Source organism: Pantoea sp. PSNIH1 (genome assembly GCF_007680655.1).
Taxonomy (GTDB): domain Bacteria; phylum Pseudomonadota; class Gammaproteobacteria; order Enterobacterales; family Enterobacteriaceae; genus Pantoea; species Pantoea eucrina.
Genome location: NZ_VEIP01000006.1, coordinates 26,714 through 50,484 on the forward strand (window position 1 = coordinate 26,714; position 23,771 = coordinate 50,484).

Sequence of the window (23,771 nt, forward strand, 5' to 3'; positions counted from 1 at the left end):
TAGGCATGATTTTAGATGGCGCCAGGCATAATCACCAGCGTTGCAGGCAGGCAGATGACGGATATAAAAAAGGGCCGTCTGCAGAGACGACCCGATAGCACCTGCCGCGTAATGCGGTTTAGTCGAGTTTGACCCCGAGGCGGTGTGCTACAGCTTCATACGCTTCCACGACGCCGCCGAGGCTCTGACGGAAACGGTCTTTATCCATTTTGTCCATGGTCTCTTTGTCCCACAAACGCGCGCCATCGGGTGAGAACTCGTCGCCCAGCGTGACTTCGCCGTTAAACAGACCAAACTCCAGCTTGAAATCGACCAGGATAAGGCCGGCATCATCAAACAGTTTGCTCAGCACCTCGTTGGCTTTATACGTCAGCTCCTGCATACGCGCCAGGTTCGCTTTACTGACCCAGCCAAAGGTTTCGCAGTAAGACTCGTTGACCATGGGATCATGTTTGGCGTCATCTTTCAGGAAGAGATCAAACAGCGGCGGACTGAGCAGCATGCCCTCTTCCACCCCAAGGCGTTTGACCAGCGATCCGGCCGCGCGGTTGCGGATCACGCACTCTACCGGCACCATCTCCAGCTTTTTCACCAGCGCTTCGTTATCAGACAGCAGCGCTTCCATCTGAGTAGGAATGCCCGCTTCCTGCAGTCTGGTCATAATAAAGTGGTTAAACTTGTTGTTCACCATGCCTTTACGATCAAACTGTTCGATTCGTGCCCCGTCTCCTGCTGATGTATCGTTGCGGAACTCAAGTACCAGCAAATCCGGATTGTCGGTACTGTATACGGTTTTCGCTTTACCGCGATACAACTCAGCTCGCTTTTGCATCTTGTTAACTCCAGACATGAAATAACCCGTGTTCAGCGGTGTTCCACCGCGCGACGACTGCGTGACGCAATCGTTTACCTCGCCGGGCGCCATTATGCCAAAATCAAAACAAAAAGGCCGGAGAATCTCCGGCCTTTACACAATTATTTATTCAGTGCGCCCTGCATGACGGCCACCAGCGCATCGTTCTGCGCCTGGGTCAGCACGTGACCCTTAGGATCGATAAACTGCAGACTACTGCGGTTATCAAGGTCGCCGACCTGCAGCTTATAGTCACCGTTCGGCAGCTCCGGATCTTTGGCGCCAATCGCGTCAAACGCGCTGCTGCCCGGCTGCTTATAGGTCACTTTCAGACTGCCCTGCGAACGGTTGTCATCCGTCACTTCCATGCCAGCACGCTGCAGCGCCGCCGGCAGTCGCTGCCAGGTGACGTTAAACGGCGAGCGCAGGATCAGCAGCGGCAGGCCGGTTTCATCTGCACCGCTCTGGACGTCGATCTGTCCGGTCGCACGTCCGGCGGCAGCATCCTGACTGGCAGTATCGATCTTATCCAGACCGGTACTGAGATCGTTGAGCATCTGGCCGGTATAGCGCTGAACCTGTGCCGGTGACGTTACCGTCTCACCCTGCTGCTGCAGCTCAAGCAGACGCACCGTCAGGACCTGCTGATACCCCTGATTCTGCACGCTGATCTGATAGCGGCCGCGATACTGATTATCTTCATCTGCGCGGTTCCACTGCACCCAGTCGGTGGTGAGCTGCTGCCCGGCATCGTTACGCTGGGCAATCGGGAACTTGTAGGATTGCACCACGTTGACCACCTGTGACCAGATAGAACCGCGACTGCTTTCCAGCGCCAGTACGCCAGTATTACCGGTGAACTGCGCGCGCGTACCGTTCATCAGCGCCAGCGGCTGCGCCGGCGGACGAATATCGAGTGCTTTACCCAGCGCGCCATTAGCTACGCGATGCGGAACCTCATAGTCGCCGTTCTGTATCGGCAGTATTGCCCCTGCCGGCGCGTTCAGATCGCGCAGTTCAGGCGTCTGAAGATAGGACTCATCGCCGCTTACCTGGCGCTTGTAACGCTGATCGCTGGAACAGGCTGTCAGCAGCATCAGAGTGGAGAGACCTGCTACCGTTACCAGCGTCGAGCGCTTAACTGAAAAACTCATTGATTCTCCCTAAATTAACGCAGACCCGCTTTGATAAGTGCCTGCGCCGTTTTTTCCTGGCCCGCGCTGGTCAGCGGCGTCATTGGCAGGCGCAGCGTGTCATCCGCGATCAATCCCAGCTGTTTTGCGGCCCATTTTACCGGAATAGGATTGGGCTCACAGAAAAGCGTCTGGTGCAGATGCATCAGACGCTGATTCAGGTTACGCGCTTCGGCAAATTTGCCTTCCTGCGCCAGCGCACAGAGTTCAGCCATTTCACGCGCCGCAATGTTAGCGGTGACAGAAATGACGCCTTTGCCGCCCAGCTGCATGGAATCCAGCGCAGTGGCATCATCGCCGCTGACAATAATGAACTCGTCACCAACCAGCTGTTGGATCTGTGAAACCCGCGATAAGTTCCCGGTCGCTTCTTTAATACCGATAATATTTTTAATTTCAGCCAGGCGCGCCACGGTCTCCGGCAGCATATCGCAGCCGGTACGCGACGGAACGTTATAGAGCATCTGCGGCAGATCGGTGCTTTCCGCAATCGCTTTGAAGTGCTGGTAAAGCCCTTCCTGAGTCGGACGATTGTAATAAGGCGTCACGGTCAGGCAGCCGACCACGCCGGTGCCGGTAAAGCGTTTTGTCAGAGAGATCCCTTCGGCAGTGGCGTTAGCGCCCGTTCCGGCGATAACCGGAATACGGCCATCGGCCAGCTCCAGGGTTTGCATCACCACGTCACCATGCTCTTCATGGCTGAGCGTTGCAGATTCGCCGGTGGTGCCAACAGAAACGATCGCTGCGGTTCCGCTGGCGACATGATAATCAATCAGTTTTTTCAGACTCGGGCGGCAAACCTGGCCCTGGTCATTCATAGGCGTAATGAGTGCAACAATACTTCCGGTGAACATGGGCTATCCCCTCGACAAACAAGTGCCTCATGTTACGTTTTACCTTCAAAGAAAAGCAAGCGAGCCAGCCCATTCCCGCGCTTGTCAGCAGTTTTTTTTATGTTTACCTTATAGTTATTAGCGAACGTACAGGAAAACTCATTTTGTCGCAGCCACAGCCGCATCATCTGGTCATCACTGCTCTTGGCGTCGATCGTCCGGGTATCGTTAACGCCATTACCCGCCACGTCAGCAGTTGCGGCTGCAATATAGAAGATAGCCGTCTGGCGATGCTCGGCGATGAGTTCACCTTTATTATGCTGCTTTCCGGCAGCTGGAACGCCATTACGCTGATTGAATCCACGCTGCCGATGAAAGGCGCTGAGCTGGAGCTGCTGATTGTAATGAAGCGCACGAACGCGCGCGCGACGCCACCGATGCCGGTGACGGTCCGGATTCAGGTAGAAGTGCCGGATTCGCCACGCATTATTGAGCGCTTTACCGATCTGCTTGATAAACATCAGCTGAACATCGCTGAGCTGGTGTCGCGTATTAACCCGGCTCAGGACAATGAACAGCCGGTACTCTATATTCAGATGACAGCACACAGTCCGGCGAACCGGGTAAGCGCACCGATAGAGCAGGCGTTTAATCAGCTGTGTGAAGAACTGCATGCACAAGGCTCAATTCGCCTCTATAGTGTCACCGACGACAGCAGCAATGTCCTGTAATCAGGCTCCGGGTTATTTCGCCACACACTCTGTTGCAGCAGCATAACGTGTTGTGAAATAACCCTGAGGTAAACGTCCGGCCAGCCAGCAGGCTCTGCCGGGTGTCATACCCGCAGCATGAACAAAAAACGGAGAGTTGTGATGAATCCACTGAAAGCCGGTGATACCGCACCGAAATTTAGCTTGCCCGATCAGGATGGCGAACAAGTAAATTTGGCCGACTTCCAGGGACAGCGTGTTCTGGTCTATTTCTACCCGAAAGCGATGACGCCAGGCTGTACTACTCAGGCCTGCGGCCTGCGTGACAACATGGACGAGCTGAAAAAAGCGGGCGTAGAGGTACTGGGTATCAGCACCGACAAGCCGGAAAAACTGTCCCGTTTTGTTGAGAAAGAGCTGCTGAATTTCACGCTGCTTTCTGATGAAGATCACCAGGTGTGCGAGCAGTTTGGCGTCTGGGGTGAGAAGTCATTTATGGGCAAAAGCTACGACGGCATCCACCGCATCAGTTTCCTGATTGGTCAGGATGGTAAAGTGGAAAAGGTGTTCGACAGCTTTAAAACCGCAGACCATCACGATATCGTGCTTGATTACGTGAAGTCTGCCTGATCAAAAGCGGTGCGCCTTTGCTGCGCACCGCTTCCCGCTATTTCTTACTCTGCGATCTGCCGTTCCGGCGTGGTTTCCGGCCAGGCGCGTACAACCGCTTTTACCAGCGTGGCCAGCGGAATAGCAAAAAATACGCCCCAGAAGCCCCACAGTCCGCCAAAAATGACCACGGAGAGAATAATCACCAGCGGATGCAGATTTACCGCTTCTGAAAACAGCACCGGCACCAGTACGTTGCCATCCAGCGCCTGGATCACCAGATACACCACCATCAGCGTCCAGAAATCGCTGCTAAGCCCCCACTGAAACAGCCCGACGCCAATGACCGGCAGCGTAACGGCCAGCGCGCCCACGTAAGGGATCAGCACCGAAACGCCCACCAGCACCGCCAGCAGCAGCGCGTAATTGAGCCCCAGCACTAAAAAGGCGATCCAGCTGACGACGCCTGTCACCGCCATCTCCAGCACTTTGCCGCGAATATAGTTGGTGATTTGCTGATTCATCTCTTTCCATACCGTGCCCGCCAGCCCGCGATTACGCGGCAGCACGCGCCGCACCGCATTCAGCATCTGCTCTTTATCTTTCAGCAGGAAAAACACCATCAGCGGGACCAGCACCAGATAGATCATCAGCGTCATCAGACCGACCAGCGAGGCCAGTGAATAGCGCACCAGGGATTCACCCAGGCCGGTCAGGCGGCTGCGCAGATTCTCTACGATGATATCGATAATGCCTGCATCTACCAGTGCCGGAAAACGCTGTGGCAGCGCAGCCGCTGAGACATAGAGTTTATTGAGCATGTTGGGCAGATCGCGCGTCAGGTTAATGCCCTGCTGCCAGGCAACCGGCGCCACTATCAGTACCATAACCAGCAGAATGCCGGCGAAGAGTATTAACACGATGCTGGTTGCCCAGCTGCGGCTGCAGCCGATACGCTGCAGCCGCACTACGGGCCACTCCAGCAGATAAGCCAGCACCAGCGCCACCAGCAGCGGCGCCAGCAGCCCGCTAAAGAAAAACAGAATGCAGAACGCCGCCAGCAGGATCGCCAGCAGGCCAATCGCCTGCGGATCGCTGAAGCGACGCTTGTACCAATGAAACAACAGAGACAACATCAACCTTATCCTTTTACTGCCCCGGCACGGCACGCTGCCGCCCGCTTATCGATCCGCATATCAGCGTATAATGCTGCTGACCAGTGCGTTATGGCCGGCAATCATCACACAGTTTCGTCCGGCGTGCTTGGCCTGATAGAGCGCCGCATCCGCCTGCCGGAGACTCTCCTCCTGCGTGCCCTGCTGCGGCTGCCAGCAGGCGATGCCCACCGAGAGCGTGATATGGCCGGGCGGATCGATCCAGCTCTCCGCAATGCTGACGCGCACCCGCTCGGCGATAACCCGCGCCTCTTCGACCGTGGTAGCCGGCAGCAGCATCAGAAACTCTTCGCCGCCGTTACGGCAGACTACATCCGTCTGACGGGCGTTGCTGCGCAGCGTCTGCGCGACCTGCTTAATGACGTTATCACCCGCGCCGTGGCCAAAATTATCATTTACCCGTTTAAAGTGGTCGATATCCAGCGCCAGCACGGCAAATGGCTGCTGCATCGCCTCAAAATAGTCGAGCACGGCGTGCAATCCTCGCCGGTTGAGCAGCTGCGTCAGAGGATCGCTTTGTACTTCTGAGTTAAGCCGGCCGATTTTATCCTGTACCAGTCCGATACCGGTCAGCAGCGCCCGCTTTACCTGCGCCGCCTCAAAGTACCACGCACGGATGCCGCCGATCTCTGCCGACACCCCCTGCGTATCCATCTGGCTGGCTTTCCGCGACAGCTGCCAGAGCGGCAGCGCGATCAGCCGCGCCAGCACGATCGCTACCAGCAGCGTCAGCAGCGCAAACGGCACCGAGTTTTTCAGCACGTTCAGCAGCAGACCGGAAAGCGGCGCCAGCGTGAGTGCCGCAGGCTTAAGCGCCACGACCATCCAGCCGGTACCGGGCACCACAGCGTAGCCAATCAGCTTATTGCTGCTGTTCTCTGTGATCTGCGCGGTACCGCTGCTGCGCTCCGCCCGCTCGCGTTCGCTGATAATCGCCGGCACGCTTTTACCCACCAGCTGGCTGTTCTGGTGATAAAGCACCTGATTATTGCGGTCCAGAACAAAGACCTGCGTCCCGTCGCGATAATATTGCTCGCCCAGCAGCGCATTCAGGATGCTTTTTTTCTTCAGATAGAGCGTGCCGCCCACGTACCCCAGATAGCGCCCTTCGCTGTTCCAGATCGGCCATGAAACAAACACGATCAGGTTGTTTGCGGCTGAAATCACTGCCCGGCTGACCAGCGGCTGCCGCTGCGACAGCGCTTCCCGTGACGCCTGACTGGTGAGCTGCATGCCTTTCAGCGTCAGGGATTCCGGTGAAATCGCTTTAACGATGCCATTACTGTCCACCACCGCAACGGAGTTAAAACTGCTGGTCTGCTCGCGCAGGCGATTCACTTCCTGCTGCGCAAGTGCTTCATCATCAAACGCCTGACCCAGCAGATTAGCGCTGAAGTGCAGCTGCGACTGTGCCTGCTGAAAGAAAAGTTCCGTGGTGGTCGCCAGCTTAGTCGCATAGGCGCGATTGGCTTCCAGCGTGGTTTCAATCAGCACCATACGCTGCACGCGCCAGGTCGCATAAAGCGTGTTCGCCAGCGTAATGACAATACTGATTATTGCCAGCAGCGCGATCAGCGTTCGCAGGTCAGTTTTGGGCCGGATTCGCATCAGCATAACGCTGCCGCGCGGATAGGTTGCTTCATAGATTTCGTGCCTGACGCTGTGGTGATTAAGGGGGTCACTTGTTGTTATAAAAGAGAAGCAAGTGTACACCGCTCAGGTCGTTTCAGCACGGATCATCCTGCTGCTCTGGCAACAGAGCTCTGTTTTACGCTGGATCGGTTTACGGAGGGAGGCAGAGAAGTGACAGCGGCCTGCACCGCTGTCAGCGCATGTTACAGCATCAAAAAGGCGTATCCTTCATTCTGCAGCGTAGCAACCGTTGTGCCGCTGGAGAGTGTATGGGTCACGCGGGTATCGATCCAGTCACGCTGCAGCTGGTGAAACGCCACGGACTGGTCGCAGATAGTGACTTTAACGCCCGCTTTTTTCAGCTCATCGATCAGTTTCAGGTTCGGGTTATCAAAACCGTACGCCTTATGAAACTGCTCGTTGTTCAGCGCAGCCGGTACGGCATCGCTGTTGATAGAGACCACAAAGTTTAGCTGATTAAGCGGCACGCCCGCAGCATAATAGAGGTTGGTCACGCGTGCCACGCGCTCCAGGCCCAGGTTAGCCTGGTGAATATCGCCTTCGCTGCGGTTGATCTGAAACACAATTTTATTGCTCAGCCCCGGCGTCGTTGCCGGGTTGTAGTCAGGCGTATTCACGAAGTGAATTTTGCCATAGCCGGCGATTGCCGGCGTGCTCCAGAAGTCAGCAGGCTCCGCTTTTTTATCGGCGAATTTACCGCTGACCTTATCCACCAGCTCAGGGAGCTGTAACACATTGCCGCCGACAAATCCTGCCAGCGCGGCGATAACAATATAAGACGCTACACGCATTCTGTTTCTCCTTAACCGAAACGATTACATCTGCAAAAGGGCATAGCCCTGATTTTCCAGCGTGGAGACCGTAGTCGGGCTGGAGAGCGCATGGATCACGGAACGATCGATCCAGGCGTTGGGATAGTGGTGAAAGGCAACAGACTGATCGCATACGGACACTTTTACGCCCAGCTTATTCAGCGCATTGATCAGCGGCAGATTAGGGTTATCGACGCCATAAAACTGTCTGAAGTGGCTGTCATCCAGCGTGGCAGGCGTCGCATCACCGGTCATGGAGACAACAAATTCCAGCTGATCAACAGGAACGCCGGAGGCAACGTAGAGGTTAACCACGCGCGCAACCCGCTCCAGCCCGAGGTTAGGACGTTTGATGTCACCCTCATTTTTGGTGAGCTGGAAAACCACCTTATTGCTCAGGCCGGCCGCCGGCTTAAATGCGGCATCCGCTTCATAATGAATTTTGCCATAGCCTTCAATGGCGGGCGTGCTCCAGAATCCTTCGGGATCGGCAGGCTCAGCGGTAAAATGTTTCGCTACACGCTGATAGAGGTCGTCTCCTTTAATTATTCCTGCTCCGACCACGCCTCCCAGAACAGCAATCAGGGCATAGCTTACTGCTGAACGCATACATACTCTCCGGCATACACGGCACGTGTATTAACAGTTCATAGGGAAAAAAAGTGCCTTATCTATACCACAGCGCATGCGGAACGGCGTGACTGACCGGCGCCGTGTAACCACGCTTTAGTTGCGCGCAACATAATTAGCGGTGCTGATTAAACAGGGAATTCGATGGTCATCGCGGCAGCGCTGCAGAATAAGATGGCCGGGAAATCGGTTTACTTATGCTTACTGCACGGGTTGACGAACGGATCAACCCTGACCATTAATTTCTGTTAAGGTCCGTTTTTATCCCGCGCTGATGATAAAAAAAGCTGATGGAACAGAGTGATAGTTAAGGCCGGGCCAGCCCTGTTTTTCAGAGAATACCTGGAAAAATCCATGCCAGATTCAATATTTTTGAGCAACTTTACGTAACTTTGAATTCATTGCAGCATAACCTTATATCTGTCGCTGCATTACTGTTCAGTTTTTTGCGGCAAATCAGCGACTCATCGCTCTCCACGCTCTGTTTTGCGCTTCAGCGACCGCTCTCTTTGCAACCCGGCGGCCTGCGGTTAAGATAGCGACAGAGCAGAAAACCCGATTCACATCGAACATTTACCCTCTCTTCTGTCCGGCGACAGATGAGCATCATCAGGATCGAGGCATGTTAAACCGACTGCGTATCTCCGTACTGGCTACCCTCATTCCTGCGCTGCTGCTGACGCCCGCCTTCAGCGCACGCGCCGACCTCAGTGATAATCTGCCCGACATCGGCACGACGGCGGGTTCCACGCTATCGATTAATCAGGAACTGCAGATGGGCGATTTTTACGTGCGCCAGCTGCGGGCCAGCGCGCCACTGATTCAGGATCCGCTGCTGAACCAGTACATTAATGAGCTGGGGCAGCGTCTGGTCGCGCACGCCGGTTCAGTGCGCACGCCGTTTCACTTTTTCCTGATCCAGAATGACGAGCTCAACGCCTTTGCCTTTTTTGGCGGCAACGTGGTGCTGCACGCCTCACTGTTCCGCTATACCGATAATGAGAGCCAGCTCGCCTCGGTGATGGCGCATGAGATTTCACACGTGACGCAGCGTCATCTGGCGCGCGCCATGGAGGAGCAGAAACGCAGCGCGCCGCTGACCTGGGTTGGCGCGCTGGGTTCTATTCTGCTGGCGATGGCAAATCCGCAGGCGGGAATGGCGGCGCTGACCGGTACGCTGGCAGGCACCCAGCAGGGCATCATCAGCTTCACGCAGGGCAATGAGCAGGAGGCGGATCGCATCGGTATTCAGGTGCTGCAGCGTGCCGGTTTTGATCCGCAGGCGATGCCCGCTTTCCTGGAAAAGCTTGCCGACCAGACGCGCTTCTCCTCCCGCCCGCCGGAAATTCTGCTGACGCACCCGCTGCCTGACAGCCGTCTCTCTGACGCGCGCAACCGCGCAAACCAGATGCGTCCGGTGGTGGTACAGTCGTCGCAGGATTTCTATATGGCGAAGGTGCGTGTGCTTGGCATGTATCCTACCGGCCGCAATCAGCTCACCGACGATCTGCTGAATGAGTATGCGAAAGGCAATCTGCGTGAACAGCAGGCCGCGCAGTATGGCAAAGCGGTGCAGTTTTTGCAGGCCAAAGATTTTGCGAATGCTAAACGTACGCTGGCGCCGCTGCTGGCAAAACAGCCGGACAACGTCTGGTTTCTTGATTTGATGACCGATATCGATTTGGGGCTCAACCAGCCGCAGCAGGCGATCGCCATGCTGAGCAGCGCCCGCGGCGGCGGCACTAATCCGGTGCTGCAGCTCAACCTGGCTAACGCTTATGTGGAAGCGAAACAGCCCGCCAGTGCCAGCCGCATTCTTAACCGCTATACCTTTGCCCATCCGGACGATCTTAACGCCTGGGATCTGCTGGCGCAGGCGTCGGCGGCACAGGGATTACGCGATGAAGAGCTGTCAGCGCGGGCGGAGAGCCTGGCGCTCAGCGGCCAGCTCGATCAAGCCATTACCGCACTGGGCAGCGCCAGCGCACAGGTGCCGCTTGGCAGCCTGAAGCAGGCGCGTTATGACGCCCGTATCGATCAGCTGCGTGAGCTGCAGCGGCGTTTCCGGCAGTATCAGAAAGGATAACGTCAGAGTCCGAGCGTCTCTTTAACAAACGGGATCGTCAGTTTGCGCTGGGCACTGATAGAGGCGCGATCGAGACGATCCAGCGTTTCAAACAGCGTGCGCATTTCACGATCGAGACGCTTCAGCAGAAAACGCCCGACATCTTCCGGCAGTTCAAAACCGCGCAGCCCGGCACGCAGCTGCAGCGCCTGTAATTTATCCTCATCTGAGAGCGGCTGCAGACGATAGATTTGTCCCCAGTCGAGACGGGAGGCCAGATCGGGCAGGCCAAGACTGAGCTGGCGCGGCGGCCGATCGCCGGTGATCAGCAGGCGGGTTTTACCGGTTTCAAGAATGCGGTTATAGAGGTCAAATATCGCCATTTCCCACTCCGCTTCCCCGGCAATACACTCAATATTGTCGATGCAGACCAGCGCCAGATTCTCCATGCCTTCCAGCACCTCCGGCACAAACCAGGTCCGCTTATCCAGCGGCACATAGCCTACCGCTTCATCGCGGGCAGACATTTCGGCGCACGCCGCGTGCAGCAGGTGACTGCGTCCACCGCCTTCGCGCGACCAGAAGTAGAGATAGCTGCCGTGTTGCTGCGCCAGTGCGCCGCGCAGTGCGGCAAGCAGCGACGGATTGTCCCCTGGCCAGAAGCTGGCAAAGGTTTCATCATCAGGTAAGTAGAGTGGCAGTGAGAGCTGTGCCGGCGTGTTCAGAAGTACCTCAGCAAGTGAGCGGGCAGAAAACGGCGCAAGTTTATCACGATCCTCTGCAGAGATGAACCAGGCGTCCCTGCCCGGCGGCCGCGCTTAGCGATCCTGCTGCTCCTGCGCCTCCAGCACCACCTCTTCCGGACGTAAAATATTGATAACCCGGAAAATCAGCGCCAGCGCAACGCCGACCAGCGTGGCCAGCGCCATGCCTTTCAGCTCTGCCGCACCGATATGGACTTTGGCACCGCTCACGCCGATGATCAGGATCACCGAGGTCAGGATCAGGTTCTGCGCTTTGTTGTAGTCCACTTTTGATTCAATCAGCACGCGAATACCGGAGGCGCCGATCACGCCATACAGCAGCAGCGATACGCCGCCCATCACCGGCACCGGGATCGCCTGAATCGCTGCCGCCAGCTTGCCCACGCAGGAGAGCAGAATGGCAAAAATCGCCGCCCCGCCAATAACCCAGGTGCTGTAAACGCGGGTGATCGCCATGACGCCGATGTTTTCGCCATAGGTGGTATTGGGCGTTGATCCAAAAAAGCCGGAGAACATGGTCGAGAGGCCGTTGGCGAACATAGAGCGGTGCAGCCCCGGATCGCGGATCAGATCTTTTTTCACAATATTTGCCGTCACGACCAGATGCCCGACGTGCTCGGCAATCACCACCAGCGCGGCAGGCAGAATGGTCAGCATGGCCGCCCACTCAAAGCGCGGCGTGTAGAAGGTTGGCAGCGCAAACCAGGGCGCGTTTTCCACGCTGCGCCAGTCAACAATGCCCAGCATTGAGGAGAGCGCATAGCCCACCAGCACACCAATCAGAATCGGGATGATGGCAAGAAAACCGCGAAACAGCACGGAGCCGAACACCGTAACCGCCAGCGTCACCATGGAGATCAGTACGGTGGTGCTGTCCGGTGCCGTACCTTCCGCCGGTAGCAGGCCCGCCATATTGGCCGCCACGCCTGCCAGCTCCAGCCCGATCACGGCGACAATAGCGCCCATCGCGGCGGGTGGAAACATCACGTCCAGCCAGCCGGTGCCCGCTTTTTTCACAATCAGCGCCACAATGCAGAACAGCAGACCGCAGAGGATAAAGCCGCCCAGCGCCACTTCGTAACCCAGCGGCAGCAGCAGCAGTACCGGTGAAATAAAGGCGAAGCTGGAGCCGAGATAGGCAGGAATTTTACCTTTGCAGATAAACAGATAGAGCAGCGTACCAGCGCCGTTGAACAGCAGCACGGTCGCCGGGTTAATATGAAACAGGATCGGCACCAGCACCGTGGCACCAAACATCGCAAACAGATGCTGCAGGCTGAGTGGAATGGTTTGCAGCAGCGGCGGGCGTTCGCTCACCCCAATGGCACGTCTCGTCATCGTATCCCCTTCCCTTCCTGTATGACAGGCGGTTAATTACTGTTTTTTTGTTAAAAAAAAGCCGACTCTCTGGTCGGCTGCTCAAATACTATGTCTTAAAAATGCTAATGCATATTCTGCCTGCAGCTGCAGGCCGGGCGTTGCCGGCGGCATTGGGCTCACGGCCAGCGCGGAGCGTACCGGCGCAGGCAGCGGTTTCGGGCACTGCCCGAAGGCAACGCGACCAGCAACATAGCCCGGAGTAAACATTATTTCGTTCCGAAGATCTTATCGCCGGCATCGCCGAGACCTGGAATGATATAGCCTTTCTCATTCAGCCCCTGATCGACTGACGCGGTATACAGCTCAACGTCCGGATGCGCTTTCTCCAGCGCGGCAATACCTTCCGGGGCCGCTACCAGTACCAGCACCTTGATGCTGCTGCAGCCCGCTTTTTTCAGCAGGTCGATGGTGGCAATCATTGAGCCACCGGTCGCCAGCATCGGATCGACGACCAGCGCCATGCGCTCTTCGATGTTAGAGACCAGCTTCTGGAAATAGGGCACCGGCTCCAGCGTCTCTTCATCGCGGTAGACACCCACCACGCTGATACGCGCGCTCGGCACGTGCTCCAGTACCCCTTCCATCATGCCAAGACCGGCACGCAGAATAGGAACGACGGTAATTTTTTTACCTTTGATTTGATCAACATCAACCGGGCCGTTCCAGCCTTCAATCGTTACGCGTTCGGTTTCAAGATCGGCGGTGGCTTCATAGGTCAGCAGGCTGCCCACTTCCGAGGCCAGCTCGCGAAAGCGTTTGGTGCTGATATCATGCTCACGCATCAGGCCCAGTTTGTGTTTAACCAGCGGGTGTCTGACTTCCACGATTTTCATGATTGTTCTCCCGGAATTGAGTTGAGCTAAAAAAAAATCGCCGGATTATACCGCCTTTTTGCTTTTGCGCCACAGCGGATTGCGCAGGGGGATGGCTGCCTGTCCTGAGAATAGCGGAATCGCGAAAATCTGACATAACGAATATCGGGCGTGAGATCAGACTCGCAAACGTTTGCCTGCGCTGTTAGAATTGCCGCGCTTAATTTTTGCCACCAATCGCAATCGCGTGGGGATTCCGCAGTGACCGACAAAACCTCTCTCAGCTACAAAGACGCCGGTGTTGATATTGATGCTGGTAACGATCTGGTTGACCGTATTAAAGGCGTAGTAAAGAAAACCCGCCGCCCGGAAGTGATGGGTGGACTGGGCGGCTTTGGCGCGCTGTGTGCGCTGCCGCAGAAATATCGTGAGCCGGTGCTGGTTTCGGGAACGGATGGCGTCGGTACTAAACTGCGCCTGGCGATGGATCTTAAGCGTCACGACAGCATCGGCATCGATCTGGTTGCGATGTGTGTGAACGATCTGGTGGTACAGGGCGCCGAGCCGCTGTTCTTCCTCGACTACTACGCTACCGGCAAACTGGACGTTGATACCGCCTCTGCGGTGATCACCGGTATTGCCGAAGGCTGCCTGCAGTCAGGCTGTGCGCTGGTAGGCGGAGAGACGGCGGAAATGCCGGGCATGTATCACGGCGAAGATTATGATGTCGCTGGCTTCTGTGTCGGCGTGGTGGAGAAATCGGAGATCATCGACGGCAGTAAAGTTCAGGATGGTGACGTCCTGATTGCCCTCGGGGCAAGCGGCCCGCACTCCAACGGCTATTCGCTGGTACGCAAGATTCTGGAAGTCAGCGCCACCGATCCGGAACGCGAGCAGCTGGAAGGTAAATCGCTGGCCGATCACCTGCTGGCCCCGACCCGCATCTATGTAAAAAATATCCTGAGCCTGATTGAGCAGGTTGATGTGCACGCCATTGCCCACCTTACCGGCGGCGGCTTCTGGGAAAACATCCCACGCGTGCTGCCTGACAATACGCAGGCGGTACTGGATGAGCAGAGCTGGCAGTGGCCGGCGGTGTTCAGCTGGCTGCAGCAGGCGGGGAACGTCAGCCGCCATGAGATGTATCGCACCTTTAACTGCGGCGTCGGCATGGTGATTGCCCTCAGCCCGGATGAAGCAGACAAAGCGGTACAGCTGATGCAGGATGCCGGTGAGCAGGCGTGGAAAATCGGCGTTATTAAGGCGTCTGATTCCGCAGAGCGTGTGGTTATCAATTCATGAAAAAACTGGTTGTACTGATCTCCGGCAACGGCAGCAATCTTCAGTCCATCCTTGACGCCTGCGCCAGCGGGCGGATCAACGGCAGCGTTGCTGCCGTTTTCAGTAATAAAGAGAGCGCTTACGGCCTGACGCGCGCGCAGCAGGCGAGCGTGCCGGGCCTGGCGTTGTCGCCCGGCGACTTCCCCGATCGCGAAGCTTTTGATCGCCAGCTGATGCAGGAGATAGACGCCTTTGAGCCCGATCTGGTGGTGCTGGCAGGGTATATGCGCATCCTCAGCAGCGCCTTTGTTGCGCACTATCACGATCGCCTGCTGAATATCCACCCTTCCCTGCTGCCAAAGTATCCGGGCCTGCATACCCATCGCCAGGCGCTGGAGAACGGCGATAAAGAGCACGGCACGTCGGTGCATTTTGTCACCGATGAGCTGGATGGTGGTCCGGTCGTTCTGCAGGCGCGGGTACCGATTTTTCCCGGTGATGATGAAGCCGAGATAACGGCGCGCGTGCAGCATCAGGAGCATGCCATCTATCCGCTGGCCATTAGCTGGTTTATGGATGGCCGGCTGGTGATGCGCGAAGGCAAAGCATGGCTGGATGGTCAGCCTCTGCCCGCAGAAGGGTACGCCCCGTAGGTATGTCAGGGGCGCATGAATGCGCCCATCCCCTGGCCCCCGTAGGGGGCGCATTTATGCGCCCCTGGGTTAGAACGCGATGACGCCCCCGGTAACCGGCGTTAACCAAACCGGCCGGTGATGTACTCTTCGGTGCGGCGCACGCCGGGTGCGGTGAAAATCCGATCGGTGTCGCCGAACTCAATCAGCTGTCCCTGATGCATAAACGCGGTGTAATCAGACACGCGGGCCGCCTGCTGCATATTATGCGTCACCAGTACCAGCGTGAAATGCGCCTTCAGCGTGGTCATCAGCTCCTCAATCACCAGCGTAGAGATAGGGTCGAGCGCGGAGGTGGGCTCATCCAGCAGCAGCACTTCTGGCTCAATGGCAATTGCCCGGGCGATCACCAGCCGCTGCTGCTGGCCGCTGGAGAGCGTCAGCGCGTTCTGCGCCAGATGATCTTTCACCTCCCCCCAGAGCGCCGCCGCGCGCAGTGCGCGTTCGCACGCTTCATTTAAAACCCGGCGGTCGCGCACTCCCTGCAGACGCAGGCCATACACCACGTTCTCATAAATCGATTTGGGAAACGGATTAGGGCGCTGAAACACCATGCCGATGCGCCGCCGCAGGGCAGGCAGATCCTGCCCTGCCTGCATTACCGGCAGCCGATCAAGCAGGATTTCGCCTTCGGTTCGGCAGCCGCTAATCATGTCATTCATACGGTTAAAACAGCGCAGCAGCGTGGACTTTCCGCAGCCGGATGGCCCAATCAGCGCCGTAATGCGGTTTTTCGGGATCTGCAGATCGATAGCGTTCAGCGCCTGGCGCTCGCCGTACCAGAGCGATAGCTTGTTTACGCTTAGCGCAATGTTCTCAGTGGACGTCATATTTCAACCTTGTTAGTGCGTCATCAGCCGGTAGCGTTCGCGCAGCCGGTGGCGCAGCACCATCGCCAGCAGATTCAGCGACAGAATAATCATGACCAGCAGCAGCGCAGTGGCATAAACCAGCGGCCTGTCGGCGTCGATGTTCGGGCTCTGAAAGGCCAGATCGTAAATCTGAAAGCCGAGGTGCATAAATTTGCGGTCAAGATGCAGATAAGGAAACACGGCGTCTACCGGCAGCTCCGGTACCATCTTAACCACGCCGACCAGCATCAGCGGCGCCGTCTCTCCCGCCGCTCGCGCCACTGCCAGAATCAGTCCGGTGAGCATCGCCGGCACCGCCAGCGGCAGTACCACCCGCCACAGGGTTTCCGCCTGCGTTGCCCCCAGCGCCAGCGATCCCTGACGCAGCGTATCGGGTATACGTGATAACCCCTCTTCTGTCGCCACAATCACCACCGGCAGCGTCAGCAGTGCCAGCGTCAGCGACGCCCACAGCAGGCCTGGCGTACCAAAGGTTGGGTTCGGCAGCGCCCGCGAAAAGAAGAGCTGATCGAGCGTGCCGCCAATCAGCCAGACAAAAAAACCGAGACCAAATACGCCATAAACGATAGAGGGGACGCCGGCGAGATTCACCACGGCGATACGCACCAGCCGCGTCAGGGCGTGACGTCCGGCATACTCATGCAGCCAGACGGCAGCCACCACGCCGAGCGGCATAACGATGACCGACATCAGCACCACCATCAGCACCGTGCCAAAGATAGCCGGAAACGCGCCGCTCTCGCTGCCGCCTGCCGCCGGTGAGTCGCTGACAAACTGCCACACCTGCCGCAAAAAGTGCTGCGCTTTTTGCGACACGCTCATGTTATTGGGGTACCAGGCCGCGACGATCTGCGCCAGCGGGATAGTATGTTCTGCGCCCTGCGCGTCGCGCAGGATCAGCGTATCGCGCTGGCTCGCCTGCTGCAGATGCGTCAGCTGCTCAGCCAGCGCGCTGAAGCGACGATGCAGCGCCGCGCTGTTGGCGTCGAACTCTGACTGCTGCTGCAGGCCAAAACGCTGTTCGCGCTGCTGCTCATCCGCCTGCTGCTGCAGATTTTCCAGCTGCGCATTGAGCCGCGCCATATCGATACGGCGGATATCCTCTGCCTGACGCAGCTGCTCCTGTACCTGCTGCAGACGCTGCTGCAGCAGCGCATTACGGTTGTGTGCGGTGAGCGTCTCATTGTCTTCCCGCAGCGCCACCAGCCAGCCGTAAGCGTTACCGCCGTTGCGCCGTTGCAGCACCAGCACGTCACGCGGCTGTTCCGCGCGCGCGGGCCCGGCGCTGTAAATGACGCGGAAATCGGGGGCGGCAAAATCGCGGTTGCCGGTTTTTACCAGGTAGCGCCATCCGGTACTCTGCCGCTCTGCCTGCAGCGTCTCGCCCAGCAGCGTAACCGGCGACGCGCCGGGAGCCTGAAACTGATAGCGATCCACCGGCTGCGGCCAGAAGGCGCGCACGCCCTGCCAGCCAAGCAGGCCGATCAGCAGCGTAAACGCCAGTAAACAGACGGCCACCGCACCCGCCGTCAGCCAGCGCCAGCGATCGTTCTGACGATGTGCGTTTTTCATCCCTGTCCCTCATGCTGGCCATAACGCCGGCGCAGCCGCTGGCGGATCACTTCTGCGACCGTGTTGATAACCAGCGTAAACAGCAGTAGCAGCAGCGCGCTGAGAAACAGGATGCGGTAGTGCGCGCTGCCCGCTGCCGCCTCCGGCATCTCTATCGCAATATTCGCTGATAGCGCGCGCAGCCCGGCAAACAGCCCGCCTTCGCTCACCGGCGTGTTGCCGGTGGCCATCAGCACAATCATCGTCTCGCCCACCGCCCGGCCAAAACCGATCATCAGTGCGGCAAAAATCCCGGCAGAAGCGCCGGGCAGTACGACCCGCGTCAGGGTCTGCCACGGCGTAGCACCCAGCGCCAGCGATCCCTGTCCGAGCGCCCCCGGCACGCTGAACAGCGCATCTTCCGCCAGGGTAAATATCAGCGGCACCAGCGCAAACCCCATTGCTACGGCGGCAACCAGCAGATTACGCTGTTCGTAGTGGATAAGCTGTTCACCGGCGTCCGGCCAGAGCCGGGCTGCCAGCCATAGCGTCAGCAGCGTGACCAGCAGCAGCAGCGGCAGAAGTAACAGCACCTCGACGCCCGGACGACGCCAGCGCGCCGGCAGACGCGGGCTCAGCACGCCGCACAGCAGCAGCGTAGCGGCCAGTATCACCGGCAGCAGCAGCACGCCCGCCAGCGCATGGCTGATATGCGGCGCCATCCAGATACCGGCAATCAGGCCGATCACCACGCTCGGCAGCGCGCCCATCATCTCAATGCCGGGTTTAACCCAGCGCCGCAGTCCCGGCGACATAAACCAGGCGGTATAGATAGCGGCAGCCAGCGCCAGCGGCGTGGCAAACAGCAGCGCCAGCGCGGCGGCCTTGAGGGTACCGATAACCAGCGGAACCAGGCTGAACTTCGCCTGATAGCTGTCACCGGCCGCGGTGGATTGCCACACCCAGTCGGCGTGCGGATAATTTTCATACCAGATTTTCTGCCACAGGCTACGCCAGGTAACATCAGGCCACGGGTTATCAATGCGGAACTGCTGCCAGCGCCCGGCGTGTTCGACGATCACGCCGTCGCCGCGCGGCGAAAAGGCGACCGCCTGAATGCCCGGCGCCAGCTGACGCGTGAGGATCGGGCCTGACTGTTTGCTGGCAAACAGGCTGAGTACGCCCTGCGCATCCCAGCTGGCAAATACCCGGCGCTGTGACTCGGTTGCCACACCCTGCGCCCCCTGCGAGCCGTGCCAGGTTTTAATTTTTTGCAGGCGCGGACCGTGCTCGCCGGTAATGGCAAACCACTGGCTGACACCGCGATCGTCTCTGATCAGCAGCGTCCGGCCACCCGCCAGCATATGCAGGCTCGCAACCGGCTGCGTCAGCGCCTGCGTTTCGCGCAGCTGTGCGCCCTCAGCGCTAATCTGCCACACCTGCAGCTGGCGCTCACGGCTGGTAAAGAGCTGCGTGCCGTCAGGCGACAGCAGCAGCTGGTCGGCATGCTGCTGCGGCAGCATAACCTGACTGACAGGCTGCTGACTGGCCAGCGTCAGCACGCTGATCCCCGACGGCGTCTGTGCAGCAATACGCCACTGCCCGTCGTCGATGTGCGCCAGCGCCATCTGGCTGACGGCACCCTGCGGCAGGCGCAGCGGCCGATCGCCCAGCGGAAAATACCACTCGCCGCGATCGTGCTCTATTCGCGGCTGCATCAATAGCAGTGCGCCCTGCACGTTGAGTAACACGGCATCAGCCGCGCTGCTGGTCACGGCGGCCTGCGGCGCGTCCGAAAGTGCCAGCGCCGGTCCGGCGGGGTCGCCGTTAAGCGGAATAAAACGCGCTTCATGACGGCTGATGCGCCAGCCCAGCGTGTCGCTGCTGCCCAGCGCCAGCGCCGGCGTTTTATCCCACAGCTGCTGGCTGAGCGCAGGCTGAAGCTGTGGCGCGCTGAACAGGGGCAGGACCACCCAGATAAGCCAGAAGAACAGCAGCAGCATCAGCAGCAATATTCCTGCGCCGCACGCCGTTACCATGCGCCGCACAAAGCGATCGATGGCGCGCCGGCGACGGTCATTAGATTCAACAGGAATATGGTTTATGCTCATGCCGGTCAGGGATTCAGATTAGAGAGTCGCTATGTTGCCCGTAGCGGATTGATAAGACAACTGTTGCGGTTGGACAAGCCTGCCATACTCTAGCAATAATGGTGAAGGAGACTGAGCGGAGCCGCACCACTGCGCGCCTTGCGCCGGACATATCGTCCCGCCACAGCATCACGGAGTCAGAATGGGTCAGGAAAAGCTGTATATAGAAAAAGAAATAAGCTGGTTATCCTTTAATGAACGTGTGCTGCAGGAAGCGGCGGATAAAAGTAACCCGCTGATTGAGCGCATGCGGTTTTTAGGGATCTATTCCAACAACCTTGAAGAGTTCTACAAGGTGCGTTTTGCCGATCTGAAGCGGCGCATTCTGATCAGCGAAGAGCAGGGTAAGCCCACTCCCCTGCGGCATCTGCTGAAGAAGATCCAGCAGCGGGTACTGAAGTCCGATCAGGAGTTTGACGCGCTCTACAATGAGCTGCTGCTGGAGATGGCGCGTAACCAGATCTTCCTGATCAACGAACGCCAGCTCTCACCCAATCAGCAGGAGTGGCTGCGCCACTATTTCAAACACCAGCTGCGCCAGCACGTTACGCCGATTCTGATCAACCATGACACCGATCTGATTGAGTTTCTCAAGGATGACTACACCTATCTGGCGGTGGAGATCATTCGCGGCGAGGATATCCGCTATGCGCTGCTGGAGATCCCGTCAGACAAAGTGCCGCGCTTTATCAACCTGCCGGCCGAGTCGCCACGCCGCCGCAAGCCGATGATCCTGCTGGATAACATTCTGCGCTACTGCCTGGATGAGATTTTTAAAGGCTTCTTTGACTACGATGCGCTGAACGCCTACTCCATGAAAATGACGCGCGATGCTGAATATGATCTGGTTACAGAGATGGAGTCGAGCCTGCTGGAGCTGATGTCCTCCAGCCTGAAGCAGCGCCTTACTGCCGAACCGGTGCGCTTTGTCTATCAGCGCGATATGCCCGATGCCATGGTGGAGATGCTGCGCCACAAGCTCTCTATCTCTAACTATGACTCCATTGTGCCGGGTGGCCGCTACCATAACTTCAAAGATTTTATCGGCTTTCCCAACGTCGGCAAAAGTAACCTGGTCAACCGGCCGCTGCCGCAGATCCGCCATATCGGCTTTGATGGCTTCCGCAATGGCTTTGACGCCATCCGCGATCGCGATGTACTGCTCTACTACCCCTATCACACCTTTGAGCATGTGCTGGAGCTGCTGCGTCAGGCGTCGTTCGATCCCAGCGTACTGGCGATCAAAATCAATATCTATCGCGTAGCCAAACACTCCCGCATTATGGATGCGATGATCCACGCGGCGCACAACGGCAAAAAAGTGACGGTGGTGGTTGAGCTGCAGGCGCGCTTTGATGAAGAGGCGAATATCCACTGGGCCAAGCGGCTGACTGAAGCGGGCGTGCACGTTATTTTCTCTGCGCCTGGTCTGAAAATTCACGCCAAACTGTTTCTGATTTCCCGTCGCGAAGGTGAAGAGGTGGTGCGCTATGCGCATATCGGCACCGGCAACTTTAATGAGAAGACTGCGCGCCTTTATACCGACTACTCTCTGCTGACCGCTGACGCACGCATCACGAACGAAGTCCGCCGCGTATTTAACTTCATTGAGAACCCCTATCGCCCGGTTACCTTTGAACATCTGATGGTGTCACCGCAAAATTCGCGGGCCGTACTCTATCAGCTGATTGACACGGAGATTGCCAATGCGCAGCAGAGTAAGCCGTGCGGAATTACGCTTAAAATCAATAACCTGGTGGATAATGGCCTGGTCGACAGGCTCTATGCAGCCTCGGCAGCCGGGGTAAAAATCAACCTGCTGGTGCGCGGTATGTGCTCGCTGATCCCGGACCTGCCTGGCATTAGCGAAAATATTCGCATCACCAGCATTGTTGATCGTTATCTTGAGCACGACCGGGTGTATATTTTTGAAAATGGCGGTGAGAAAAAGGTGTTTCTCTCTTCGGCTGACTGGATGACGCGCAACATCGATTACCGCATTGAGGTCGCCGTGGCGGTGCTCGATCCGCGTCTTAAACAGCGGATCCTGGATATTATCGCCATTCTGTTAAGTGATACGGTTAAAGCACGTATCGTAGACAAAGAGCTGAGTAACCGTTATGTTCCGCGCGGCAATCGCAGGAAAGTGCGCTCGCAGCTGGCGATTTACGATTACATCAAGAGACTGGAACAACCCGAATAACGCCTATGCCAATTACTCCGAAGAGTACGCCGAAGCCGCAGGAATTTGCGGCCATCGATCTCGGCTCAAACAGTTTTCATATGGTGATCGCCCGCGTGGTGGATGGCGCCATGCAGGTTCTGGGACGCCTCAAGCAGCGGGTGCATCTGGCTGACGGGCTTGACGCGCAAAACCGGCTGAGCGAAGAGGCGATAGTGCGCGGCCTGAGCTGCCTGGCCCTGTTCGCTGAGCGACTGCAGGGCTTTAGCGCCGCCAACGTGACCATTGTCGGCACGCACACGCTGCGCACTGCGACCAATGCCGAAGAGTTTTTGCAGCGCGCCGCGGAAGTGATCCCCTATCCGATTGAGGTCATCTCCGGTAACGAAGAGGCGCGCCTGATCTTCATGGGCGTTGAGCACACTCAGCCAGAAAAAGGGCGCAAGCTGGTTATCGATATCGGCGGCGGGTCAACCGAGCTGGTAATCGGTGAGGATTTTGAGCCGCAGCTGGTTGAGAGCCGCCGCATGGGCTGCGTCAGCTTCGCTAATCTCTATTTCCCGAAAGGCGAAATCAGCCAGGATAATTTCCGTCGCGCCCGCCTCGCCGCTACGCACAAGCTGGAGACGCTGGCGTGGCAGTATCGCCTGCACGGCTGGCAATATGCACTGGGCGCCTCCGGCAGTATTAAAGCCGCCTGTGAAGTGCTGCTGGCAATGGGCGAGAAAGAGAAGCGCGTGACGCCTGACAGTCTCGATATGCTGGTCGGTGAAGTGCTGAAGCATAAATCCTTTGATGCGCTGAGCCTGCCGGGCTTATCTGAAGAGCGCAAAGCGGTGTTTGTGCCTGGCCTTGCGATCCTGTGCGGCGTCTTTGACGCACTGGCGATCCGTGAACTGCGTCTCTCTGACGGCGCGCTGCGCGAAGGGGTGCTCTATGAGATGGAGGGCCGTTTCCGCCATCAGGATATCCGCAGCCGCACCGCACAGAGTCTGGCGAACCACTATGTGATCGACAGCGATCAGGCGCGCCGCGTGCTGGAGACGACAGAGCAGCTCTATCTGCAGTGGCAGGAGCAGAATCCGAAACAGGCGAACCCGCAGCTGACCGCTCTGCTGAAATGGGCGGCGCTGCTGCATGAGGTCGGGCTGACCATTAATCACAGCGGTATGCAGCGGCACTCCGCCTATATTCTGCAGCACTCCAATATGCCTGGCTTTAATCAGGATCAACAGATGCTGCTCGCCACGCTGGTACGCTTTCACCGTAAAGCGGTGAAGCAGGATGAGATCCCGCGTTTTACCCTGTTCAAGAAAAAGCAGGTGCTGCCGATGATTTTTCTGCTGCGCCTCGGCACGCTGCTGAATAACCAGCGTCAGGCGACCACGCGCCCCGATGCGCTGAAGCTCTCAACGGACGATGGTCACTGGACGCTTACCTTCCCGGCCGGTTTTCTCAGCCAGAATACGCTGGTGCAGCTCGATCTGGAGCGCGAGCAGGCGTACTGGAGCGACGTGACCGGCTGGAAACTGCTGCTGGAAGAGGAGTAACGCG

At 57.7% G+C, this 23,771-nt stretch carries 20 protein-coding genes; 7 read left to right on the forward strand and 13 right to left on the reverse strand.

The annotated features are described in order from the left end of the window. Nucleotides 1-118: 118 nt before the first annotated feature. From purC to dapA, 3 genes are all read right to left on the reverse strand, one after another. Nucleotides 119-832 carry a phosphoribosylaminoimidazolesuccinocarboxamide synthase gene (gene purC / locus FS690_RS14315; RefSeq protein WP_039385608.1) on the reverse strand — a complete coding sequence of 238 codons (714 nt, stop codon included), beginning with the start codon at nucleotides 830-832 and terminating at the stop codon, nucleotides 119-121. Between the two features lie 143 nt (nucleotides 833-975). After that, nucleotides 976-2,007 carry an outer membrane protein assembly factor BamC gene (gene bamC, locus FS690_RS14320; RefSeq protein ID WP_071667912.1) on the reverse strand — a complete coding sequence of 344 codons (1,032 nt, stop codon included), beginning with the start codon at nucleotides 2,005-2,007 and terminating at the stop codon, nucleotides 976-978. A gap of 14 nt (nucleotides 2,008-2,021) precedes the next feature. Then, on the reverse strand, nucleotides 2,022-2,900 hold the full coding sequence (gene dapA / locus FS690_RS14325; RefSeq protein WP_104085274.1) for a 4-hydroxy-tetrahydrodipicolinate synthase: 879 nt from the start codon (nucleotides 2,898-2,900) through the stop codon (nucleotides 2,022-2,024). 143 nt (nucleotides 2,901-3,043) lie between these two features. Between dapA and FS690_RS14330 the strand changes: the two genes are divergently transcribed. Further along, a complete protein-coding gene (locus FS690_RS14330) occupies nucleotides 3,044-3,610 on the forward strand; it encodes a glycine cleavage system transcriptional repressor (protein ID WP_039379528.1) in 567 nt (188 codons plus the stop codon). 141 nt (nucleotides 3,611-3,751) lie between these two features. Continuing rightward, a complete protein-coding gene (gene bcp, locus FS690_RS14335; RefSeq protein WP_071667909.1) occupies nucleotides 3,752-4,219 on the forward strand; it encodes a thioredoxin-dependent thiol peroxidase in 468 nt (155 codons plus the stop codon). A gap of 44 nt (nucleotides 4,220-4,263) precedes the next feature. Here bcp and FS690_RS14340 read toward each other — a convergent pair whose 3' ends face one another. From FS690_RS14340 to FS690_RS14355, 4 genes are all read right to left on the reverse strand, one after another. After that, nucleotides 4,264-5,334, reverse strand: a complete 1,071-nt coding sequence (locus FS690_RS14340; protein ID WP_104085275.1) for an AI-2E family transporter — start codon at nucleotides 5,332-5,334, stop codon at nucleotides 4,264-4,266. Between the two features lie 60 nt (nucleotides 5,335-5,394). Further along, nucleotides 5,395-6,987 carry a sensor domain-containing diguanylate cyclase gene (locus tag FS690_RS14345; protein ID WP_104085276.1) on the reverse strand — a complete coding sequence of 531 codons (1,593 nt, stop codon included), beginning with the start codon at nucleotides 6,985-6,987 and terminating at the stop codon, nucleotides 5,395-5,397. A 221-nt stretch (nucleotides 6,988-7,208) separates the two neighbouring features. Next, entirely contained in the window at nucleotides 7,209-7,817 is a 609-nt protein-coding gene (locus tag FS690_RS14350) for a DsrE family protein (RefSeq protein WP_094111938.1), read from the reverse strand. A gap of 24 nt (nucleotides 7,818-7,841) precedes the next feature. After that, the gene (locus FS690_RS14355) at nucleotides 7,842-8,447 is read right to left on the reverse strand and encodes a DsrE family protein (RefSeq protein ID WP_094111937.1); all 606 of its coding nucleotides are present in this window, start codon (nucleotides 8,445-8,447) and stop codon (nucleotides 7,842-7,844) included. A gap of 643 nt (nucleotides 8,448-9,090) precedes the next feature. Here FS690_RS14355 and FS690_RS14360 point away from each other — a divergent pair. Beyond that, nucleotides 9,091-10,554: a M48 family metallopeptidase gene (locus tag FS690_RS14360; RefSeq protein WP_094111936.1), complete on the forward strand. Its 1,464-nt coding sequence runs from the start codon at nucleotides 9,091-9,093 to the stop codon at nucleotides 10,552-10,554. A gap of 2 nt (nucleotides 10,555-10,556) precedes the next feature. Here FS690_RS14360 and hda read toward each other — a convergent pair whose 3' ends face one another. The 3 genes from hda to upp form a co-directional block, all read right to left on the reverse strand. Continuing rightward, nucleotides 10,557-11,258, reverse strand: a complete 702-nt coding sequence (gene hda, locus FS690_RS14365; RefSeq protein ID WP_211049497.1) for a DnaA inactivator Hda — start codon at nucleotides 11,256-11,258, stop codon at nucleotides 10,557-10,559. Between the two features lie 93 nt (nucleotides 11,259-11,351). Further along, nucleotides 11,352-12,635 (reverse strand): uracil permease, encoded by a 1,284-nt coding sequence (gene uraA / locus FS690_RS14370; RefSeq protein WP_104085278.1) that lies wholly within the window; start codon nucleotides 12,633-12,635, stop codon nucleotides 11,352-11,354. Between the two features lie 248 nt (nucleotides 12,636-12,883). Continuing rightward, the gene (gene upp, locus FS690_RS14375) at nucleotides 12,884-13,510 is read right to left on the reverse strand and encodes a uracil phosphoribosyltransferase (protein WP_039379551.1); all 627 of its coding nucleotides are present in this window, start codon (nucleotides 13,508-13,510) and stop codon (nucleotides 12,884-12,886) included. A gap of 240 nt (nucleotides 13,511-13,750) precedes the next feature. On the opposite strand from upp, the gene purM reads away from it, so the two are divergent. Both purM and purN read left to right on the forward strand, forming a co-directional pair. Then, complete coding sequence (purM, locus tag FS690_RS14380; RefSeq protein WP_039379553.1) at nucleotides 13,751-14,791, forward strand: phosphoribosylformylglycinamidine cyclo-ligase; 1,041 nt, start codon at nucleotides 13,751-13,753, stop codon at nucleotides 14,789-14,791. After that, nucleotides 14,788-15,423 carry a phosphoribosylglycinamide formyltransferase gene (gene purN / locus FS690_RS14385; RefSeq protein ID WP_104085279.1) on the forward strand — a complete coding sequence of 212 codons (636 nt, stop codon included), beginning with the start codon at nucleotides 14,788-14,790 and terminating at the stop codon, nucleotides 15,421-15,423. The genes purM and purN overlap by 4 nt, the downstream gene beginning before the upstream one ends. A gap of 101 nt (nucleotides 15,424-15,524) precedes the next feature. On the opposite strand, the gene pstB is transcribed toward purN, so the two are convergent. From pstB to FS690_RS14400, 3 genes are read right to left on the reverse strand one after another with little or no spacing between them, the layout of a single operon-like run. Continuing rightward, nucleotides 15,525-16,292, reverse strand: coding sequence for a phosphate ABC transporter ATP-binding protein PstB (gene pstB / locus FS690_RS14390; RefSeq protein WP_039379558.1), 768 nt, complete (start codon nucleotides 16,290-16,292; stop codon nucleotides 15,525-15,527). 12 nt (nucleotides 16,293-16,304) lie between these two features. Then, complete coding sequence (gene pstA / locus FS690_RS14395; RefSeq protein ID WP_145339818.1) at nucleotides 16,305-17,906, reverse strand: phosphate ABC transporter permease PstA; 1,602 nt, start codon at nucleotides 17,904-17,906, stop codon at nucleotides 16,305-16,307. Next, complete coding sequence (locus tag FS690_RS14400; RefSeq protein ID WP_145339819.1) at nucleotides 17,903-19,996, reverse strand: ABC transporter permease subunit; 2,094 nt, start codon at nucleotides 19,994-19,996, stop codon at nucleotides 17,903-17,905. Before FS690_RS14400 ends, pstA begins: the two co-directional genes overlap by 4 nt. 181 nt (nucleotides 19,997-20,177) lie before the next feature. Here FS690_RS14400 and ppk1 point away from each other — a divergent pair, with 181 nt between their 5' ends. Together ppk1 and ppx are read left to right on the forward strand one after the other, a co-directional pair. After that, complete coding sequence (gene ppk1, locus FS690_RS14405) at nucleotides 20,178-22,238, forward strand: polyphosphate kinase 1 (protein ID WP_104085282.1); 2,061 nt, start codon at nucleotides 20,178-20,180, stop codon at nucleotides 22,236-22,238. Between the two features lie 5 nt (nucleotides 22,239-22,243). Next, a complete protein-coding gene (ppx, locus tag FS690_RS14410; protein WP_145339820.1) occupies nucleotides 22,244-23,767 on the forward strand; it encodes an exopolyphosphatase in 1,524 nt (507 codons plus the stop codon). The last annotated feature ends 4 nt before the right edge of the window (nucleotides 23,768-23,771 follow it).

Excerpts from the sequence above, each read along its gene's own strand:
- purN (WP_104085279.1), top strand. The coding sequence starts at position 14,788 with ATGAAAAAACTGGTTGTACTGATCTCCGGCAACGGCAGCAATCTTCAG.
- upp (WP_039379551.1), bottom strand. The coding sequence starts at position 13,510 with ATGAAAATCGTGGAAGTCAGACACCCGCTGGTTAAACACAAACTGGGC.
- FS690_RS14350 (WP_094111938.1), bottom strand. The coding sequence starts at position 7,817 with ATGCGTGTAGCGTCTTATATTGTTATCGCCGCGCTGGCAGGATTTGTC.
- bamC (WP_071667912.1), bottom strand. The coding sequence starts at position 2,007 with ATGAGTTTTTCAGTTAAGCGCTCGACGCTGGTAACGGTAGCAGGTCTC.
- dapA (WP_104085274.1), bottom strand. The coding sequence starts at position 2,900 with ATGTTCACCGGAAGTATTGTTGCACTCATTACGCCTATGAATGACCAG.
- FS690_RS14340 (WP_104085275.1), bottom strand. The coding sequence starts at position 5,334 with ATGTTGTCTCTGTTGTTTCATTGGTACAAGCGTCGCTTCAGCGATCCG.
- pstA (WP_145339818.1), bottom strand. The coding sequence starts at position 17,906 with ATGAAAAACGCACATCGTCAGAACGATCGCTGGCGCTGGCTGACGGCG.
- FS690_RS14400 (WP_145339819.1), bottom strand. The coding sequence starts at position 19,996 with ATGAGCATAAACCATATTCCTGTTGAATCTAATGACCGTCGCCGGCGC.
- FS690_RS14345 (WP_104085276.1), bottom strand. The coding sequence starts at position 6,987 with ATGCTGATGCGAATCCGGCCCAAAACTGACCTGCGAACGCTGATCGCG.
- pstB (WP_039379558.1), bottom strand. The coding sequence starts at position 16,292 with ATGACGTCCACTGAGAACATTGCGCTAAGCGTAAACAAGCTATCGCTC.
- ppk1 (WP_104085282.1), top strand. The coding sequence starts at position 20,178 with ATGGGTCAGGAAAAGCTGTATATAGAAAAAGAAATAAGCTGGTTATCC.
- ppx (WP_145339820.1), top strand. The coding sequence starts at position 22,244 with ATGCCAATTACTCCGAAGAGTACGCCGAAGCCGCAGGAATTTGCGGCC.
- bcp (WP_071667909.1), top strand. The coding sequence starts at position 3,752 with ATGAATCCACTGAAAGCCGGTGATACCGCACCGAAATTTAGCTTGCCC.
- FS690_RS14360 (WP_094111936.1), top strand. The coding sequence starts at position 9,091 with ATGTTAAACCGACTGCGTATCTCCGTACTGGCTACCCTCATTCCTGCG.
- uraA (WP_104085278.1), bottom strand. The coding sequence starts at position 12,635 with ATGACGAGACGTGCCATTGGGGTGAGCGAACGCCCGCCGCTGCTGCAA.
- purC (WP_039385608.1), bottom strand. The coding sequence starts at position 832 with ATGCAAAAGCGAGCTGAGTTGTATCGCGGTAAAGCGAAAACCGTATAC.
- FS690_RS14355 (WP_094111937.1), bottom strand. The coding sequence starts at position 8,447 with ATGCGTTCAGCAGTAAGCTATGCCCTGATTGCTGTTCTGGGAGGCGTG.